Source organism: Hymenobacter sp. BRD128, from assembly GCF_013256625.1.
GTDB lineage: Bacteria > Bacteroidota > Bacteroidia > Cytophagales > Hymenobacteraceae > Hymenobacter.
Window position 1 is genome coordinate 3,380,095 of record NZ_CP053908.1, and the last position, 18,139, is coordinate 3,398,233.

An 18,139-nucleotide genomic window follows, 5' to 3' on the forward strand; every position below is an offset into this window, starting at 1 on the left:
GCTTGCGCAAAGCCTAGCTAACGGGCGCAATCTGGGGCGCCGGTTGCGGTGCGGTGGAAGGCGTGCCGATGTGCGGCCAGCCCGCCTCGTCGTACTGAACTTTATCAAGCAGCAGCACTCGGCGCGAGTAGCCCTGCTCGTCATTGATGGCATCGAAGGTAGGCTGCTGGCGGTCAATGGCGTGGTACAGCATCCAGTCCTGCCCCGCCACGTCGGTTACCAGGCAGTTATGGCCCGGCGCCTGCCAGCGCTGGTTTTCGCTGAGAATGGTGCCGGCCGTGCCCGTAGCGGCAGCTAGCGTTTCATAGGGGCCGGTGGCGGTGCGGGCGCGGGCCACCAGCACGGCATAGCGCGCATCGGGGCCGCAGCAATTGTCGCCCGAATAAAACAGATAGTACCAACCGGCGCGGTAGTGTACCCAACTCCCCTCAATGAGGTAGCCATACGAGGCATAGTCGCTAGCCAGGCGCGGCCTGATTACCACTGTTTCCTGGCTGCCCGGCGCGAAGCTGAGTCCATCAGGAGCCAGTGGCCGCACCCGCAACGGCCCAAAGCCCGAGCCCCAAAACAATAGCTGCCGGCCCGTGACAGGCTCCACAAAGCGCATCGGGTCGATATTTTCAAAGCCCACCCCACCCGCCAGCAGCGGCTGCCCACTATCTACAAACGGGCCGGCCGGCTGCTGCGCCACGGCCACGCCCAGGCACAGCCCCGCCAGGGGGTCATTGGGCTGCGCCGAATAATACAACAGGTAGTGGCCATCGGGATGGCGGCTCACATCGGGCGCCCAGAAGCGCTGGCTCGTGGCGGCCCAGCCGGGCTTGTGGGGCAGCGCCTCGCCCAGGTGCTCCCAGTCAACCAGATTCAGCGAGCGGGCAACCTGAAAATTGATAACCTGCCCTTGGTACCGGGTTTGGGTAGCGTAGGCGTAGTAATAGCCATCGGGCGCCAGCAATACGCTGGGGTCCGGAAAGTCCGTGTCCAGTACGGGATTTTGGTAAATACCAGTAGGCGGCAATTGCGCGGGCTGTGGGGCGTTCATAGCGCAGCGTCATTAGCGTACTGACCTTTGAATAGCTCTTCCGGGGCTTCCAGCGGCAGCAGGTGCCCCGCGCCCGGCACCACTACCAGCGCGGTGCCGGCGGGCAGCAGCGGCAAGGTGTGCTGGCGCTGCACCGCTGGCGAAATGGCCTGGTCATTCTCCCCCACCAGCAGGCGGCACGGCACCTCAATCCGGGGCATTTGGGCCGAGATGTCCTCGCGCGAGCCGTGCAGAAGCCACGCCTCCCAGGCGGCGCGGGTGGTACGCAGGTTGTCGGCCACCACTTGCTGGCGCTCCTGCTCGGGGAGTGGAATACCAGTTATTTTCACGAACGTTTTTTCGGCTTCGGCCGGCTGGCCATAGGCGGCCAGGCTAGCCGCGCGGTCGGCGTCGCTGAGGGGCTCGGCGCTGGGTGGCGAGGGCGACAGCAGCAACAGACCGCGCAACCCCACCGGCCGCCGGGCCGCCAGCAGCAGCGCTATTTTACCGCCCATACTATGACCGATTATTTGGTAATCAGTCAGCTTATTGGCTTCACTATACTTCGCAACCCAATCGGCATAGCTAGCCACTGAGTAGTCGAAGCTGGCCGGCGCGGCCTGGTCGCCAAAGCCCGGCAGGTCGGGAGCTAGCAGGCGGCTGCCCGGCGGCAACAATGGCTTGAGCAACTCAAATTCACGGCCAGAGCCTGCCCAGTAGTGTAATGCAAGGTAAGTAGTCATGGGGGCAAGGGGATTGGTAGCCGGTTCGTTCTACGCGCCAGCCGGGGGCTGGTTAAAGAGGTAGCCCGTTCGAAAATCGACGGTGAATCCAAAAACAAAAAATAGTTGTACCTGGCGGCGCGGCACACTTGTAAAATTCGGGCATGCGCTGCTACATTTGGCTCGATTATGGCGGTTTCCTAAACCCCCACTCCTTTTTTTCTTAACGCTGCACACTATCGACCAGAAGCTCTACGTTCCCTTATAACTCGTAGTTCTTTATGGAACCTCTGCAGCCGAGCGACTCCGCGCTCATCGACCTCTACCTGGCCGGCCGCGAATCGGCATTTGCCCAGCTGCTCCAGCGCTATCAGGCGCGGGTCTACACGACTATTCACTTGGTGGTACGCGACGAAGACCTGGCCGACGACCTGACCCAGGATACGTTTATCAAAGCCATTCATACGCTCAAGAGCGGGCGCTACCAGGACGAAGGCAAGTTTGGCTCGTGGCTGTGCCGCATTGCCCACAATCTGGCCATCGATGCGTTTCGCCGCGCAAAAAGAGCGCCCCAAACGAGCCTCGATGACAACATGGGGCTGGCTAATTCGTTACACCTTTCAGAAGAGTCGGCCGACGATGTGCTGGGCCGCGAGGAAAGCCACGCGCACCTACGCCAACTCATTCAGGAACTACCCACGGCCCAGAAAGAAGTGCTACTAATGCGCCACTACGGCGATATGAGCTTTCAGGAAATCGCTGACGCAACCGGCGTTAGCATCAATACCGCGCTGGGCCGCATGCGTTACGCACTCATTAACCTGCGGAAAAAAATGGCCGCCCATTCGCTTCTTTATGATTCAAACCTTACCCCACCCGACGTTGCTTCGCTACGTGTACAACGAATTGCCAGCTGATGAACAGCACGAGGTAGAGGATGCCCTGCTGCACGACTCCGAGCTAGCCGCAGCCTGTGCCGACCTGCTCCTGGCCCAGCGCACCCTCGACCACCTGGTGCGCGGCCCGCGCCCCGATACCTCGGCGGCTATTTTGCAGTACTCGCGCACGTTTATGCGCTAGCGGCGGGAGCAACGCCGATTTCTTTACCCTCAAGGAACGTCCTGCTGAGCTTGTCGAAGCATCGCTATCGCTTCACCCAAAGACGGTAGCGATGCTTCGGCAAGCTCAGCAGGACGTTCTTTTTTAGGTAGCTTTGGGCTAGTGCCGCTTGCAGCTCTTCGTTTTTGCCATGACTCGCCCCGAACGGTTTCGCCGCTTTCTCGATTACTTCACCACTAATTTTCCGGAGCCCAAAACGGAGCTTGCCTACCGCAATCCTTACGAGCTGATAGTAGCCGTGGTGCTGAGTGCGCAGTGCACCGACAAGCGCGTGAACCAGGTGATGCCCGCGCTACTGGAGCAGTTTCCGACCGCCGCCGAGTTGGGCGTGGCCGCGGCCGACGACATTTTTCCGTTTATCCGCAGCGTTTCGTACCCGAATAATAAGGCTAGGCACTTGGCCGGACTGGGCAAACTGCTCATGGAAGAATTCGCGGGCGAGGTGCCCAGTACCATTGAGCAATTGCAGCGCCTGCCCGGCGTAGGTCGCAAAACGGCCAACGTCGTGGTATCGGTGATTTATAACCAGCCCGCGATGGCGGTCGATACGCACGTCTTCCGGGTGTCGCACCGGCTGGGGCTGGTGCCCAAAACCGCCACCACCCCCCTAGCGGTAGAAAAAGCCCTGGTAAAATATATTCCGCAGGAAATTATCCCGAAGGCCCACCACTGGCTGATTTTGCACGGGCGCTACGTGTGCGTGGCGCGCTCGCCCAAGTGCAGCGCCTGCCCGCTCACCGATTTTTGCGCTTACTACGCCAAAACAGTAGCGCCGGAGCTAGCCCCGGCGGCCGGTAAGCCTTCGGCAAAGAGCCAGGTGTAGGCAGCCGCAAACTCGCGCTGCCAAAACCACTCGGCGTGCTGCCCATCGGCTAGGGTAGTGAAATTCAAATTGCTGGCGGGCACGCTGGCATCGTGTAAGGCATCGCGTATGGCCGCCATGAGCGGCGCCATCGTGGGGCTTTCCTGGGTGCCGCACACGAAATACCAGCGGGTATCGGGCCGGGGCGACTGCTCCGCCACGTAGGCCAGCAGCGCCTGCCCAGCAAACCAATAGGCCGGCGAAAACACGCCCACCCGCCCAAATACCGCTGGGTAGCGCAGCGCCGCATACGTAGCCAGCAGCCCGCCCATGCTCGAACCCAGAATACCGGTGGCCTCGCGCCCCGGCTGGGTACGGTAGTGGTGGTCGATATAGGGCTTCAGGGTTTTGACCAAGAACTCGGTGTATTGCTCGCCTTCGCCACCACGGCCGGTGCGGCGGTTGCGCCAGGGCGAATACTCATCGAGGCGGTGCTGGCCGCCATTGTCTACGGCCACTACCAGGCAGCCGCCCAGGTCGTGGCCGCTGGCCGCTAGGGCATCAAGCGTCTCATCCACACCCCACTCGCCAGCGAAGGACGTGTATTGGTCAAACACATTCTGGCCATCCTGCAAGTACAGTACCGGGTAGTGGCTAGCCCCCTCAGCGTAGCCGGGTGGCAGGTACACCCACACCCGCCGCGTGCGCCGCAGCTGCGGCATGGCAAAGGCTGGGCTGATAATGTGCACATTGGCTGAGGCCGAATGCTGACGCGGCGGAATGAAGCCGCCTTGGTCTTCCCAGTTGAGCACCTGTAGCTGGACTTCGCGTGGGCCCTGCCCGAAGATGTAGCGCCGATTAGGCACGGCTAGGTTGTCGGCGTCGGTTTCGATGGTAGTCCAGGTGCCGCGGCACAGCTTGTAGTCGAGGGTGCCCCGGCCGGGCGGTAGGGTGAGGTAGTAGTTGCCAGCGGCCGGGTCAAAGCTAAAAGCATAAGCTGGGTCGTCAGTAGTCCAGCCGTTGCACGAGCCAGCGAGGTAGATGGTGGCCCCGTCCGGCGTATTGGCCGGCACACTAGTGAGCCGGAACGTGACTGAGGTGCGGGCGGCCCGGCGGCCCAGCCGCCGTAGTAAGCGAGAAAATATTTTCTTCACGGCGGCCTTATGCATAGTAAAAATGAGCTCTTTAGCTTTTTATAGTATTCGGAATGAGTTGCTACTACTTGCGCTTTACTTTAATAGAAAGGCTAATTCTTATGAAAATAAAATGAGATTTATTATTCTCCTCTACGCAACTTAGCCTAGGCATCGGTGCTCATAATTGCTGATTGTGTTGCTTCTTGCCGTTTCTTGGCGAGCTTAGTACTTAAAAGCTTGCTTGGCTTACTACTTCGACCTTCTATCTGCCTATGAAGAACTTAGCCTACTATGGATGCTTTAGCATCTTGTTCGCGCTAGCAGTCCCCGGCCAAGCAGTAGCCCAAGTGCGAGTTGACAGCGCCTCGGTAGAGGCAGTAGCTACCGCTCGCCAAGTATATGCACACTTGGTGCGGCCTGAGTCAGTGTTATTTAATGGCCCGGAGTACGTAGATTATAGCAAGCCGGGCAGCATTGGGCACCAGTTTTTTCTGGATGCCACTCCGCAAACGGGCACTATCGTGTATCGCCAGGGCGCTTTTGAGAATGTGCTGCTGCGCTACGACCTACTGTTAGACCAGGTTGTACTGACTTACCCGGGCCAAACGGCAGTCATCAAACTTGTGCCAGAATTTATCAGCAGCTTCACGCTGGGTAACCATCAGTTTGCGCGCATGCGCGCCGACTCGACTACCAGCCGGATAATGCCGACCGGCTTTTACGAGGTGCTGCTGCCGGGCCCGGTGAGCCTGCTAGCCCGCCACACCAAAAGAGTGGAGCAGACCTACGTGCAGCAGAACCTGCGCTTTGAGTACCGGCAGGCCGACCAGCTTTTGCTACGCACGGCCAGTAGCGCTGCCGAGGTAAGTAGCCTGAAAGACCTGCTAGCCTTACTACCCGCTCACAAAGCCGAGGCCCAGCGCTACGCCCGTCAGCACAAACTGCGCTTTCGGGCGGCGCAACGCGAGGCCTCGGCCCTTGAGGTGCTACGGTACTACTACACGCTGCCTCAATGAACGGCTGGACTGCTCTATCTCTTGCTCTTAGCCACCTGCTGTGCCCCGTCTCTACTCCTTCCTTTTCCTCCTGCTAGGCCTGTTGGTAGCCAACCAAGCAAGCTGGGCCCAGCAAACCGAACCCACTATTAGCGGCGACTTCCGCAATCTGCGCTTCGAGGAGTTTGCGCAACGCGTGGAGGCCCAAACGCCCTATCGCTTTTTCTTTAACCCAGCCGCTGTTGACACGGTAACCGTGCAGGTGCAGGCTAGCGGCTTGGCCGTAAGCGCTTTATTGAAGCAAGTATTTGCACATTCTTCTTTACAATTTGCCATAGACGAAGCAACGCACCGCGTATTTATTACCCCTGAGTACCCGCTGCAAACGCAGCTATCGAGCGATTTTTTTGAGCAAGTGCCTGCGGGCACGGCGCCGCCTGCGGCAGTTGCTACGGGCCCGGCGCGCGCCGGCGGGCCACCGGCCACCGGCACCTCGGAGTTCAAAGTGTATGAAATCGGTCCGCGCCAGGCTGCGCCGGCTAGCGGGCGCGCTACCATCACGGGCACGGTGCGCACGGCCGGGCCGCGCAGCGAACCGGTAATAGGGGCGGCCGTATTTATCGACTCGCCCACTATCGGTACGACCACCGACCGGCAGGGCAACTATTCGCTTACGGTGCCCGTGGGGCGGCACAACCTCAATATCCGGGGCATCGGCATCCGGACCACGCGGCGCCAGCTAGTGGTGCACGCCGACGGCCGCTTCAACCTGGAGGTGGCCACCGATGCGGCGGCCCTGCAAGAAGTGGTAGTAGAAGGCCAGAAGGACCGCAACGTGCGCGGCATGCAAATGGGCGTGCAACTGCTGGATATCAAGACGATTAAGCAAGTACCCACCGTATTTGGTGAGGCCGACCTGCTGCGCGTGGTAATGGCGCTGCCCGGCGTGAAGACGGTGGGCGAAGGCAGCACTGGCATGAGCGTGCGCGGTGGCGGCACCGACCAAAACCTGGTGCTTTTCAACGGCGCCACTATTTATAACCCGGCCCACTTGTTCGGCTTCTTCTCGGCCTTCAACCCCGACATAGTGAAGTCGGTGGAGCTGTACAAGAGTGCCATTCCGGCGCGCTACGGCGGGCGGCTAGCCTCGGTGCTCGACATTGTGAGCCGCGAGGGCGACCGCAAGAAGTTTGGGGCCTCGGGCGGTATTGGGCTACTCACCAGCCGCCTCACGCTCGAAGGGCCGCTGCCCGGCGCCAAAGGTTCTTTTCTGATTAGTGGGCGCACCTCCTATTCCGACTGGCTGTTGCAGCGGGTGCCCAGCCCGACGCTGCGCAACAGCGCGGCCTCTTTTTATGACCTAAGCGCCTACCTGACGTACGACCTTAACCCCAACAATTCTCTTTCGGTGACTGGCTATCTCAGCCACGACCGGTTTCGGCTGGCCAGCGATACCATCTATGAGTATCGCAACCAAGCCGCTAGCCTGAACTGGAAGCACACGTTCAGCCCTAAGCTCGCCAGTTCGGTGCTGGCTACTACCAGCCAGTACGACTTCAGCCTGACGACCAATCGGTACCCATTATCCGCCTCTTCTTTTGCTTACCGGGTAAGCCAGTCGGCGCTGCAAGCCGATTTTTCTTACCTGGCTGCTCCCAAGCACACGCTTGATTTTGGGGCTAGCACCCTGCTTTATAACACTGCCCCCGGCGACCAGCAGCCGCTGGGTGACCAGTCGCTGCTGCTACCGACCACTATTCAGCACGAGCGGGCCCTGGAAAGCGGCGCGTACCTCACCGACCGTTTCGACGTCAGCACGCGCTTTTCGGTGCAAGCGGGGCTGCGCTACTCCTTTTACCAGGCGCTGGGGCCCCGCCTCGTAAATGACTACCTGCCGGGGCTATCGCGCAGCGAGAGCACCAAAACCGGCACCACGGCCTACGGCAGCGGGCAGGTGCTAGCCCACTACGCCGGCCCCGAGTGGCGCATTTCGACCAAGCTAGAGCTGACGGCCAACTCGTCGGTGAAAGCCAGCTACAACCGGATGCGCCAGTATATTCATCAGCTATCGAACACAACTGTCGTGTCGCCGACCGACACCTGGAAGCTGAGCGATAATTATATCCGCCCGCAGGTGGGCGACCAGGTGTCGCTAGGGTACTACCACAATTTCAAGCGCAATACCATCGAGTTTTCGGCGGAGGTGTACTACAAGAAAATTCACGATTTTGTGGATTATAAGAGCGGTGCCGTGCTACTACTTAATCCGCACCTCGAAACTGACCTCGTGAATGCCGAAGGCCGCGCCTACGGGGTAGAGCTGCTGCTGCGCAAAAACGTGGGCAAAATCAACGGCTGGTTGAGCTACACCTATGCGCGCTCGCTGGTGCAGGTGAACACGGCCACCGACGTGGTAAACGGCGGCAACTGGTACCCGAGCAACTACGACAAGCCGCACGACTTTACGCTCGTAGGCAACTACCGCTTCAGCCGCCGCTTCAACGTAGGGCTCAACTTCAACTACAGCACCGGCCGGCCCATTACGCTGCCGCTAGCCAAGTACTACATCGACAATGCCTTGCGGGTATACTACTCGGACCGCAACATGTACCGGGTGCCCGACTACTACCGCGTCGACCTAGCCGTCAATTTTGAAGGCAACCACAAAGTGAAGAAGTTCGCGCACAGCTCCTGGACGGTGGCCGTGTACAACCTGACGGGCCGGCACAATCCGTATTCGGTGTATTTTCAGACCGTTAACGGGCAGTTGAAAGGCTATCAGCTTTCCATTTTCGGGACGCCCATCCCGACTGTCACTTATAACTTCCGCCTCTGATGCGCCATCCATCTTTATTCTCGGACTGGCCCCGCCAGGGTGCGGCGAGCCTGGCTGTAGCCTCGTTGCTAGGTCTATCCGGGTGCGTGGAGCCGTATGTGCCGGCCGTGCTGGACGCGCCGACCAAATACTTGGTGGTGGACGGCTTCCTCAACGGAGCGGGGCGCACGCGCATCCGCCTCTCGCGCACCCAGAACATCGGCACCGCCACCGCCCCACCCGCCGAGCAGGGCGCCAAACTCAGCATCGTTGATGAGACGGGCCGCAGCTATGCTCTAGCGGAGCAGCGCCCGGGCTTTTATGTTTCGGACAGCCTCGTGCTGCCCGCTGGCCGGCGCTATCAGCTGCGCATCAGCACTACTAATGCTGCCAGCTATGCGTCTGACCTCGTGCCTCTGAAGGTTACGCCTGCCTTCGACAAGTTCAAGTGGACGCGCCAGGATGGGCAGCTGCTATTTAGCTTCTCTACGCACGACCCCAGCGGCAGCTCGCGCTTTTACCGCTGGCGCTTGGCCGAAACCTGGGAGTTTAACGCGCTGTATCCGTCGAACATCGAGTTTCGCGGCGGAATTATTGTGAAACGCATCACGCCGATATTCACCTGCTGGCACACCGAGCAGCCGAGCACCATCACGCAAGTGAGCACGGCCTCGCTGAGCCAGGACGCGCTGAGTCAGCAGCAGGTGCTCGCCTTTTCCGAGCGCAGCGAGCGCGTCAAGATTCGCTACAGCCTGTTGCTGACCCAGTATGCCGAGACGGCCGAAGAATTCGCCTACAACGAGATTCTGCGCAAAAACACCGAGGCCGTGGGCACCGTCAACGACCCGCTGCCCTCCCAGCTCACCGGCAACGTGCACCGCGTGGACAACCCCCAGGAGCCCGTGCTCGGCTTCGTCGGTGCCCATACACTCGTGCAGCAGCGTCTCTTCATCAACCCCCAGGACTTGCCGGCCCATAAGCCCGACTTCTACGAAAACCCTTATGCCAACTGCCAGGCACCCGATACGGGTGAAGTTGTAAAGCCCTACTTTAAATACGGGGTGTATTATCCAGCATCGCGCATATTCGCCGACCCCGACAACGTACCGACCGACCTTCTATATTCGCAAAGCACCACTTACCCCGTATATGGCTATTTGGGCGGTGCCCGCGAGTGCATCGACTGCCGCACCCGGGGCAGCAATATAAAGCCTACTTTCTGGTAACCTGCATGACAAAGCGTTGCTCCTATTTTCGTATCGCTGCCGCAGGCCTAGCCGTGCTGCTGGCCCTGGGGGCGGGCGGGTGCGTAGAAGCGTATCTGCCCGAGGTGGTGAGCGCCAATGCCAACCTGCTGGTAGTCGATGGCTTCATCAATGGCAACGGGCGCACCCGCATCCGCCTCTCGCGCTCCGAAAATATTGCTGCTACCACTACCCCACCTGCCCAGAAGGGCGCCACGGTTTACATCCTCGACGATGCGGGCCAGCGCTATACCCTAGCCGAGCAGCTGCCCGGCTACTATCAATCGGACAGCCTACACCTCCCGGCGGGCCACCGCTACCAGCTGCGTATCAGTCTGGGGGAAAGCGCTTCGGCGGCCACCTATGAGTCAGAGTTAGTGCCGTTAAAAGTGACGCCTGATTTTGACCGCCTCGAATTTGTACAAAAGGATGGGCAAATCCAGTTGCTGGCCAGCACCCACGACCCCACTAACCAAGCCCAGTACTACCGCTGGCGCACCTACGAAACCTGGGAATTCAATGCGGCTTACAAATCGGAGCTGGAAGTTATCGGGGGCTTGGTGCGGCGGCGCGTCACGCCCATCTACACCTGCTACCGCTCCGAAACACCTTCTACCGTTAGGCAAGCCAGAACCGCCTCGCTCAGCCAGAATATCATAGCTCAACAGGTAGTCAATAGCTTTTCGGACCGCGCCGAGCGCATCAAGATTCGCTATAGCGTGCTGGTCACGCAGTATGCCGAAACGGCCGAAGAGTTTGCCTACTATGAGTTGCTGCGTAAAAACACCGAAGCTGTGGGCACCGTCAACGACCCCTTGCCGGCGCAGCTCACCGGCAACGTGCACCGCGTGGACAACCCTCAGGAGCCCGTGCTCGGCTTTGTCGGCGCCCACACGGTGGTGCAGCGCCGCTTGTTTGCCACGCCGGCCAGCCTGGGCCTACCGAAAGACTGGGTATTCGAGGACCCGTACAGCGACTGCACGTTTGGCTCGGAGCTGGTGCCCGACCTAAACGACAAAATATCGCTGCGCATATACCGGCCCAATACCCGGATTTTCAAGTCGGGCGAAAGCATACCAACCCAGTACTACATCGTTGGCGGCGACACGCTGGGGTACGAAGGGGGACCGCACGCGTGCATCGACTGCCGCACGCGCGGCACCATTGTAAAACCCAGCTTCTGGTAGCCTAGCCAGCCATTTTCTAGCCTATGTCACGTCCTTTACTACCCGCGCGGCTGTTTTGCGGTCGGCTTTTGCGCCATCCTGGCTACCTACTCCTGACGCTAGGCTGGCTAGCTAGCGCCTCTAGCCTGGCGCAGGCCCCTACCGACTCTACTGCGCCTGGCAATAAGCTCCGGCAACACTACCGCCGCACCCTCACCGAGCAGCTTTTTCTGCACCTCGACCGGCCGGCCTACACGGCGGGCGAAACGATGTGGTTTAAGGCCTACGCCGTCGATGGCACCTTTCACCGCCCCCTGGCCATGAGCAAGGTAGCCTACGTGGAAGTACTCGATGCGGCGCAACGCCCGGTAGTGCAAACCAAGCTAGCGCTCACCGATGCCACGGGCAACGGGGCCGTGGAACTGCCCGCCGACCTGGCTAGCGGGCGCTACGTAGTGCGTGCCTACACCAACTGGATGAAAAACGCGGGCCCAGATTTTTATTTCCAGCAGCCGGTTACGATACTCAATACCTGGCAGGCCGGCCCGGCCCCAATGCCCGCCACTTCGTCGGCGCCGGCTTATGACTTTCAATTCTTCCCAGAAGGTGGACAGCTGGTGCAGGGGCTGCCCGGCCGGGTAGCGTTCAAGCTCACCGACCGGCGGGGCCACAGCCTGGCCGCCACCGGCACCGTGGCCGATGCGCGGGGAACTACTGTAGCCACTTTGCAAACGCTAAAATTTGGCATGGGCAGCTTTCAACTGACGCCCACCACAGCCGGGGCAACCTACACGGCTACCGTGAAGCTACCGGGCGGGGCCGTCGTAACGGGCAGGCTGCCGGCAATAGCCGAGCAGGGTTATGCGCTGCTGCTGACCGATGACAACCCTAACTCGCTCACCCTAGCCGTGCAAACGCAGCCCACGACGGGCACCGAGCGCCTGCACCTGCTAGCCCACACCGGCCAGCAGCTAACGGCGTCCGCCGAAGCCGCCCTGGTGGCCGGGCGGGCCACTTTTCAGGTCGATAAACGCGGCTTGCAGCCGGGCATCACGCATTTCACTATTTTCAACGGGCAGCGGCCCGTGGCCGAGCGCCTGTTCTTCCGCCGGCCCACCCACACGCTGGCTTTGCAAGGCAGCGCCTCGGCCGCTGCCTATGGCCCGCGCAGCCGCGTGAGCCTGCGGCTAGAAGCCAGCCAGCCAGCCGCGACCTCGCTGGCCGTATACCGGCTCGATTCGCTGGCGGCCGCCACGCCCGCGGCCGATATCAGCAGCTACCTGCTGCTGGCTGCTGACCTGAAAGGCTTTATCGAAGATGCCGGCTACTATTTCCGCGACTCCAGCGCCACGGCCCGGCTGGCCGCCGACAACCTGATGCTGACCCAAGGCTGGCGCCGCTTCAAGTGGGACGAGGTGCTGGCGGGCCGCCCGGCCGCTAGCCTCTACCCACCCGAGCTGAATGGCTACGTGCTACGTGGCCGCGTCAGCCAGCCGGGCGGGGCGCCGGCCAGCGGCATCCCGGCTTACTTATCGCTGCCGGGCCTGTCCTTCCAGCTAGCCAACTCCCTCAGCCGCACCGATGGCACGGTGCAGTTTGAGCTGCCCGATTTTTATGGATTGCGCAAACTGGTGCTGCAAACCAATCCGCAGCGCGACAGCACGTATCACCTCGAACTGCTAAGCCCCTTCACGGCGGGCGGCGGCCTGGTGCCCCCCGGGCTAGCCCCCCTGCCGCGCCAGTGGGCCACCTCCCTGAGCGAGCGCCACCTGCAAACCCAGGCGCAACGTGTCTATGATAGGCAGCCCCCACGCTACCGGTCAATTTCCAATGATACATTGGCCTTTTTTGGGCGAGCCGATGAGTGGTACCTGCTCGACAACTACACGCGCTTCCCCTCGCTGGAAGATGTGATGCGCGAATACGTGCCCGCCGTGCTGGTACGCAAGCGCAAAGACGGCTTCCACTTTTTGGTAATAGACCGGCCCAAGCACCTCACCCTCCAGGAAAACCCACTGACGCTGCTCGATGGCCTACCCATTTTCAACATCAACCAGGTAATGGCCTTTGACCCGCTGAAAATTAGAAAATTAGAGGTAATTGCCAACCGCTATTTCCTGGGCCAGCAAGTGTACGATGGCGTGGTAAGCTACACCACCTACAAGGGCGACCTAGGCGGCTTTCCCATCAACCCGCACGCGCTTATCGAAGAGTATGAGGGCCTGCAAACCCCGCGCGAGTTCTACACCCCGCGCTACGACACCGAAGCCCAGCAGCACAGCCGCCTGCCCGACCTGCGCAACCTGCTCTACTGGAACCCCGCCGTGCAGCTAGCCCCCGGCCAGCCGCGGGCGCTCGATTTCTTTTCTTCGGACCAGGCCGGCCGCTACCTGGTAGTGGTGCAGGGCCTGGCGCCCACCGGCCTAGCCGGCAGCACCAGCTTCTCGTTTGAGGTGAAGCCTGCGCTTTAGCTCTGTTCAGGCAGCGGCCAGCACCTCCGCGTCATTGTTAGCCGGCGAGTTCACGCGGGTGGTGATGACGTATTCGCGAATCAGGCTGGCATCGCAAGGTATCAGGAGCTGCTGATGCTGGCTAGGCCCCAGGTCGTCGGCCAGCCAGGCGCGCTCGGCGTCGGGGCCGGGCAGGATGACGGGCATGCGATTGTGCAGCTTGGCCATCAGCTCGTTGGGCTCAGTCGTGACGATGGTGAACGTGGGGTGCAGCTCGCCGGTAGCCTTATCGACCCACTCATCCCAGAGCCCCGCGAAGGCAAAGGGCTCCTCGCTTTTCAATAAAATGCGGTGCGGAATCTTGCCACGCTCGGTGGCCTGCCATTCGTAGAATGAGTCGGCCAGCACCAGGCAGCGCTTGCGCGCCAGCAGCTGCCGAAAGCTGGGCTTCTCGGCCAGGGTCTCGGCGCGGGCATTGATGGGCTTGGGGCCGCCGGCCGGGTCGCGGCTCCAGGAGGGCACCAAGCCCCAGTTCACGAGCTGAATCTGGCCGGGCGCGGTATTGGTGATGATGGGCAGGGCCTGCGAGGGCGCGGCGTTGAAATTGGGCGCCGGGCTAGCCGCCGCTTGCGCCGAAAAGCGCTTGGCTAGCCCCGAAGCGGGCGTGATAACGGTATAACGGCCACACACGATAATCGCAGATTTAGAGAGATTAGGCTGATTTCGCAGATTTGGGCTTCGGCAACGGCCAGTTTGGCTATGGTCTTTCCCTTACGATTTTCTACCAAAAATGGGCACTAAAAAGCGGCCGGCTTCTCCCAGATTCAGGAAAAACCGGCCGCCGTTGCTGAAGCCCGAATCTGCGGAATCAGCCTAATCTCTCTAAATCTGCGATTATTATTTATAGAGCTGCTCGTAGTACTCCTTGGCCATGCGGCCGCTCTCAAACTCGGGCTCTACGTCCTTCATGGCGGCTTTTACTACTTTTAGAAACTGCTTGGGTTGGTCATAATACATCGGCACCACGGTGTTTTCGAGTACGGCGAGCAGGTTGTCGGCCTCCATATCATCCTTAGTAGCGTCGGGCAAGGCCACGTCGGCGTGTTTGATAAGGAAGCAGTTCTCGCCATCCTTGGCAAACTCCGGAATCCAGCCGTCGGCGATGCTCACGCTCACGCTGGCGTTCATGGCGGCGGTCATGCCGCTGGTGCCGCTGGCCTCGCGCGGGTAGCGCGGCGTATTCAGCCAGATGTCGGAGCCCTTCTTCATCTCGGCGCTCAGTGCCAGCTCGTAGCCCGTGAGCACGGCGCAGCGCTTGAGGCTCTTGGTCTTGCGGATGATGTTGTTGAAGATGTCGATGGCGCCGTAGTCCTTCGGATACGGCTTGCCGGCCCAAATCACCTGCACGGGGCGGGTATCATCGCTCACCAACTTCACAAAGCGCTCGAAATCACGCATAATGAGGTCGGCGCGCTTGTAGGCGGCAAAGCGGCGGGCCCACACAATGGTCAGCACCTCCGGGTCGAGGAGCGTCCCGGTCTGGTCGGCCACGATTTTGAAGAACTCCTTCTTCAACTCCTTTTTGCGGGCCAGCAGCGCTGTATCGTCCTTGGCTTTGAGCGCGGCGGCCAGCTGCGTGTCGCGCCAGTACGTGCCATTCTGGGCGTTGGTAATGGAGATGATGGGGCAGATGCCCGCGTAGTGACCCCACATTTCGCGGGCCACTTCGCCGTGTACCTTGCTCACGGCGTTGGCCTTGCGGGCAAAGCGCAGCGCGGTGAGCGTGTAGTTGAGCGAATCGCCGTCGAGGCGGGCCACGCGGCGAATCTCCTCAAGCGGCACGCCGGCAAAGAAGCTCATGTCCTGGAGCAGCTTGATGGGGCGTTCCTCGTTGCCGGCCAGCTCGGGCGTGTGGGTGGTGAAAACCAGGCGCTTCTGCACCTCGGGCAGGTCGCGGCCGTGCTTTTCGTAGAGGTAGAAGGCTAGCGGCAGGCCGTGGCCTTCATTCAGGTGGTACATGTCGGTCTGGCGACCCAGCACGTCGAGCAGGCGGCCACCGCCCACGCCCAGCACGATGCTTTGGGCCACGCGGGTAGCCGCGTCCGGGTCGTAGAGGTGGTGCGAGATGGTGCGCGAGAGATAGTCATTCTCCTCAATGTCGGTGGTGAGGAAGAACATGGGCGCGGTGCCAAACGTCTCGGGCGCCAGGTACAGCGCTTTCACGTGCACCTGCGCATCGTGGATGGTGACGGGGAACACGATGCCCGTGTCTTCCAAGAACGAGTACTGCTTGTGCAGAAACTCGGCCTTCATGGTCTGGTCGGGGTTGCGCACCTGGTCGTAGTAGCCGTAGGTCCACAGCATACCGATGCCGATGAGGTTTTGCTTGAGTTCGTAGGCCGAGCGCATGTGCGAGCCGGCCAGGAAGCCCAGGCCGCCCGAATAAATTTTCAAGCTCTGGTCGAGGGCAAACTCCATCGAGAAGTAGGCCGCGGCGGTCTTGTATTTTGCGGCCGGAGCCGGTGCTTTGAAAGTAAAAGCCATGAAAAAAAAGTCAGTAGTTGATTGTGGCTAAGGGGTTTCGGCAGGGCAAAGGAAGCGCCCACACGCCAAAGCTAGCGGAGGGGCGGGGCATGTCGGCGTAATTTGTCGCGGGCTTCGGGGGGCAGTTCCGCAATGGTTTGCGGGCCAAAATGCCACCTCCCGCGCCCGGCCAGCCCGTTTTGACTAGTCGTAGCTTTTCCTCATTTCCCCCACCCTTCCAGCTCATTATCTGCCCTATGCACTTTTTTCGCTCGTTCCTGCCCGCCGCGGCGGCCGCGCTGCTGCTCGCCGCTAGCCCCGCGCTAGCTGCGCCCCCCGCCAAAACGGCCGCCCGCATCGACCCCACCTACTGGTTTGTGGGCATGAAAAATCCCAAGCTGCAGCTTTTGGTGAATGCGCCCGGCATCGCCGCCGACCAGGTGACCCTAGCCACGTATCCCGGCGTAACGCTCGACGGCTTTCAGAAGCTCGAAAGCAGCAACTACCTCATCGTCAACCTCACGGTGAGTCCGCAGGCCCAGCTGGGCAAGCTGCAGCTGAAGTTTGCCGGCGCCAAGCCCCTCACCTACAGCTACGAACTGCGCCCGCGCAACACCGACCCGGCCCGCACACAGGGCCTCACGCAGGCCGACTTTATTTATATGCTGATGCCGGACCGCTTCTCAAACGGCGACCCGAAGAACGACGTGGTGAAGGGCACCCGCGTGAACCACATCGCCCGCGACTCGATGTATGCCCGCCACGGCGGCGACCTCAAGGGCATTCAAAACCACTTCGATTACCTGAAGCAGCTTGGGGCCACGGCCGTGTGGCCCACGCCGATTATCGAAAACGACATGCCCAAGGCCAGCTACCACGGCTACGCCGTGACGGACTGCTACAAGGTAGACCCGCGCTACGGCACCAATGCCGAATACGTGCAGTTTGTGAAAGCCGCCCACGCCCAGGGCCTGAAAGTGGTGCAGGATATTGTGCTTAATCACTGGGGCAGCTACCACCACTTATTTCTGGACAAGCCGGCGGCCGACTGGTTCCACGCTTTCCCAACCTTCACGCGCAGCAATTACAACGCCTTCACCCTCAACGACCCCTACGCCTCGCGGCGCGACCGGATGCTGGAAAACGACGGCTGGTTTGACACCACCATGCCCGACGTGAACCAGAGCAATCCGCTGGTAGCTACGTATTTGATTCAGAATTTCTTGTGGTGGGTGGAGAGCACCGGGCTGGATGGCTACCGCATCGACACCTACCCCTATTCGGAGCCTAAGTTCTTAATGGACTGGGGCAAGGCCATCGGCGACGAATATCCTAAGCTAGCCCTGTTTGGCGAGGCCTGGGAGGGGACGGAGGCCGAGCAGGCATTCTTCGCGCAGAATATTTTCCCGCCGGTTAATGGCTTTAAGTCGAACCTGCCGGGTGTGCTTGATTTCCAGATTTGCTTCGGCATCAGCGACGTGCTGAAGGGCGACGGCGGCGACCTCAACAAGCTCTACCGTGCCTTGCAGGGCGACTGGATGTATACCGATGCCACGCGCAACGTGCCCTTCCTCGATAACCACGACATGAGCCGCTTCTACTCGGTTATCGGGGAGGACTTCGCCAAGTACAAGATGGGTATTGCCTGGCTGCTGACGCTGCGCGGCACGCCGCAGCTTTACTACGGCACCGAAGTGCTGATGAAGAATTTCTCGGACCCCGACGGCAAGGTGCGCGAAGACTTTCCCGGGGGCTGGGCCGGCGATAAGACGAACTACTTCGCTTCGCGCCCCGGCCAGGCCGGCGAGGCGTTCGACTACGTGAGCAAGCTAGCCAACTACCGCAAAGCGCATCCGGTGCTCTCATCGGGCAAGCTTATGCAGTTTATCCCGCAGGATGGCGTGTATACCTACTTCCGCTACAACGACGCGGGCGAGTGCGTGATGGTGATTGCCAATAATACTAAAGAGGTGAAGAAGGTGGATGGCACCCGCTACGCCGAGCGCACCGCTGGCTTTTCGTCGGGTGTGGAGGTGGTGAGCGGGGCTAGCCTCGCCGATTTGAAGACCCTGACAGTGCCGGCGCACACGGCCTGGGTGGTGGAGCTGCGGAAGTAGGCTTGCGCGTTAGGTTTTATCCCGCCTAC

Annotated in this window: 14 protein-coding genes; 9 read left to right on the forward strand and 5 right to left on the reverse strand. The window is 60.7% G+C overall.

The genetic code is table 11. From position 1 onward, the window contains the following. Positions 1-13: 13 nt before the first annotated feature. Positions 14-1,042, reverse strand: coding sequence for a glycoside hydrolase family 43 protein (locus GKZ68_RS14955; protein WP_173116159.1), 1,029 nt, complete (start codon positions 1,040-1,042; stop codon positions 14-16). Then, positions 1,039-1,764: an alpha/beta fold hydrolase gene (locus GKZ68_RS14960; RefSeq protein WP_173116161.1), complete on the reverse strand. Its 726-nt coding sequence runs from the start codon at positions 1,762-1,764 to the stop codon at positions 1,039-1,041. Before GKZ68_RS14960 ends, GKZ68_RS14955 begins: the two co-directional genes overlap by 4 nt. A gap of 260 nt (positions 1,765-2,024) precedes the next feature. Between GKZ68_RS14960 and GKZ68_RS14965 the strand changes: the two genes are divergently transcribed. The 3 genes from GKZ68_RS14965 (at position 2,025) to nth (ending at position 3,685) form a co-directional block, all read left to right on the forward strand. Further along, positions 2,025-2,660, forward strand: coding sequence for an RNA polymerase sigma factor (locus GKZ68_RS14965; protein WP_173116163.1), 636 nt, complete (start codon positions 2,025-2,027; stop codon positions 2,658-2,660). Continuing rightward, positions 2,638-2,823, forward strand: coding sequence for a hypothetical protein (locus tag GKZ68_RS14970; protein WP_173116165.1), 186 nt, complete (start codon positions 2,638-2,640; stop codon positions 2,821-2,823). Before GKZ68_RS14965 ends, GKZ68_RS14970 begins: the two co-directional genes overlap by 23 nt. 169 nt (positions 2,824-2,992) lie before the next feature. Then, the gene (nth, locus tag GKZ68_RS14975; RefSeq protein WP_173116168.1) at positions 2,993-3,685 is read left to right on the forward strand and encodes an endonuclease III; all 693 of its coding nucleotides are present in this window, start codon (positions 2,993-2,995) and stop codon (positions 3,683-3,685) included. Here nth and GKZ68_RS14980 read toward each other — a convergent pair. After that, positions 3,616-4,833, reverse strand: a complete 1,218-nt coding sequence (locus tag GKZ68_RS14980) for an alpha/beta hydrolase-fold protein (protein ID WP_173116170.1) — start codon at positions 4,831-4,833, stop codon at positions 3,616-3,618. The two genes, nth and GKZ68_RS14980, sit on opposite strands and share 70 nt — an antisense overlap. Before the next feature lie 239 nt (positions 4,834-5,072). Between GKZ68_RS14980 and GKZ68_RS14985 the strand changes: the two genes are divergently transcribed. The 5 genes from GKZ68_RS14985 to GKZ68_RS15005 are packed head-to-tail and all read left to right on the forward strand — an operon-like array spanning position 5,073 to position 13,491. Beyond that, positions 5,073-5,816, forward strand: coding sequence for a hypothetical protein (locus GKZ68_RS14985; protein ID WP_173116172.1), 744 nt, complete (start codon positions 5,073-5,075; stop codon positions 5,814-5,816). Positions 5,817-5,856: 40 nt separating this feature from the next. Next, positions 5,857-8,631 carry a TonB-dependent receptor gene (locus GKZ68_RS14990; protein ID WP_173116174.1) on the forward strand — a complete coding sequence of 925 codons (2,775 nt, stop codon included), beginning with the start codon at positions 5,857-5,859 and terminating at the stop codon, positions 8,629-8,631. Then, complete coding sequence (locus GKZ68_RS14995) at positions 8,631-9,836, forward strand: DUF4249 domain-containing protein (protein ID WP_173116176.1); 1,206 nt, start codon at positions 8,631-8,633, stop codon at positions 9,834-9,836. Before GKZ68_RS14990 ends, GKZ68_RS14995 begins: the two co-directional genes overlap by 1 nt. 5 nt (positions 9,837-9,841) lie before the next feature. Beyond that, positions 9,842-11,041, forward strand: a complete 1,200-nt coding sequence (locus GKZ68_RS15000; protein ID WP_173116178.1) for a DUF4249 domain-containing protein — start codon at positions 9,842-9,844, stop codon at positions 11,039-11,041. Between the two features lie 23 nt (positions 11,042-11,064). After that, positions 11,065-13,491, forward strand: a complete 2,427-nt coding sequence (locus GKZ68_RS15005) for a hypothetical protein (protein WP_173116180.1) — start codon at positions 11,065-11,067, stop codon at positions 13,489-13,491. 6 nt (positions 13,492-13,497) lie between these two features. On the opposite strand, the gene GKZ68_RS15010 is transcribed toward GKZ68_RS15005, so the two are convergent. Together GKZ68_RS15010 and glgP are read right to left on the reverse strand one after the other, a co-directional pair. Beyond that, the gene (locus GKZ68_RS15010) at positions 13,498-14,160 is read right to left on the reverse strand and encodes an SOS response-associated peptidase (RefSeq protein ID WP_173116182.1); all 663 of its coding nucleotides are present in this window, start codon (positions 14,158-14,160) and stop codon (positions 13,498-13,500) included. Between the two features lie 207 nt (positions 14,161-14,367). Further along, a complete protein-coding gene (gene glgP / locus GKZ68_RS15015) occupies positions 14,368-16,014 on the reverse strand; it encodes an alpha-glucan family phosphorylase (protein WP_173116184.1) in 1,647 nt (548 codons plus the stop codon). Between the two features lie 236 nt (positions 16,015-16,250). Here glgP and GKZ68_RS15020 point away from each other — a divergent pair, with 236 nt between their 5' ends. Continuing rightward, the gene (locus GKZ68_RS15020; protein ID WP_173116186.1) at positions 16,251-18,110 is read left to right on the forward strand and encodes an alpha-amylase family glycosyl hydrolase; all 1,860 of its coding nucleotides are present in this window, start codon (positions 16,251-16,253) and stop codon (positions 18,108-18,110) included. Positions 18,111-18,139: the final 29 nt, after the last annotated feature.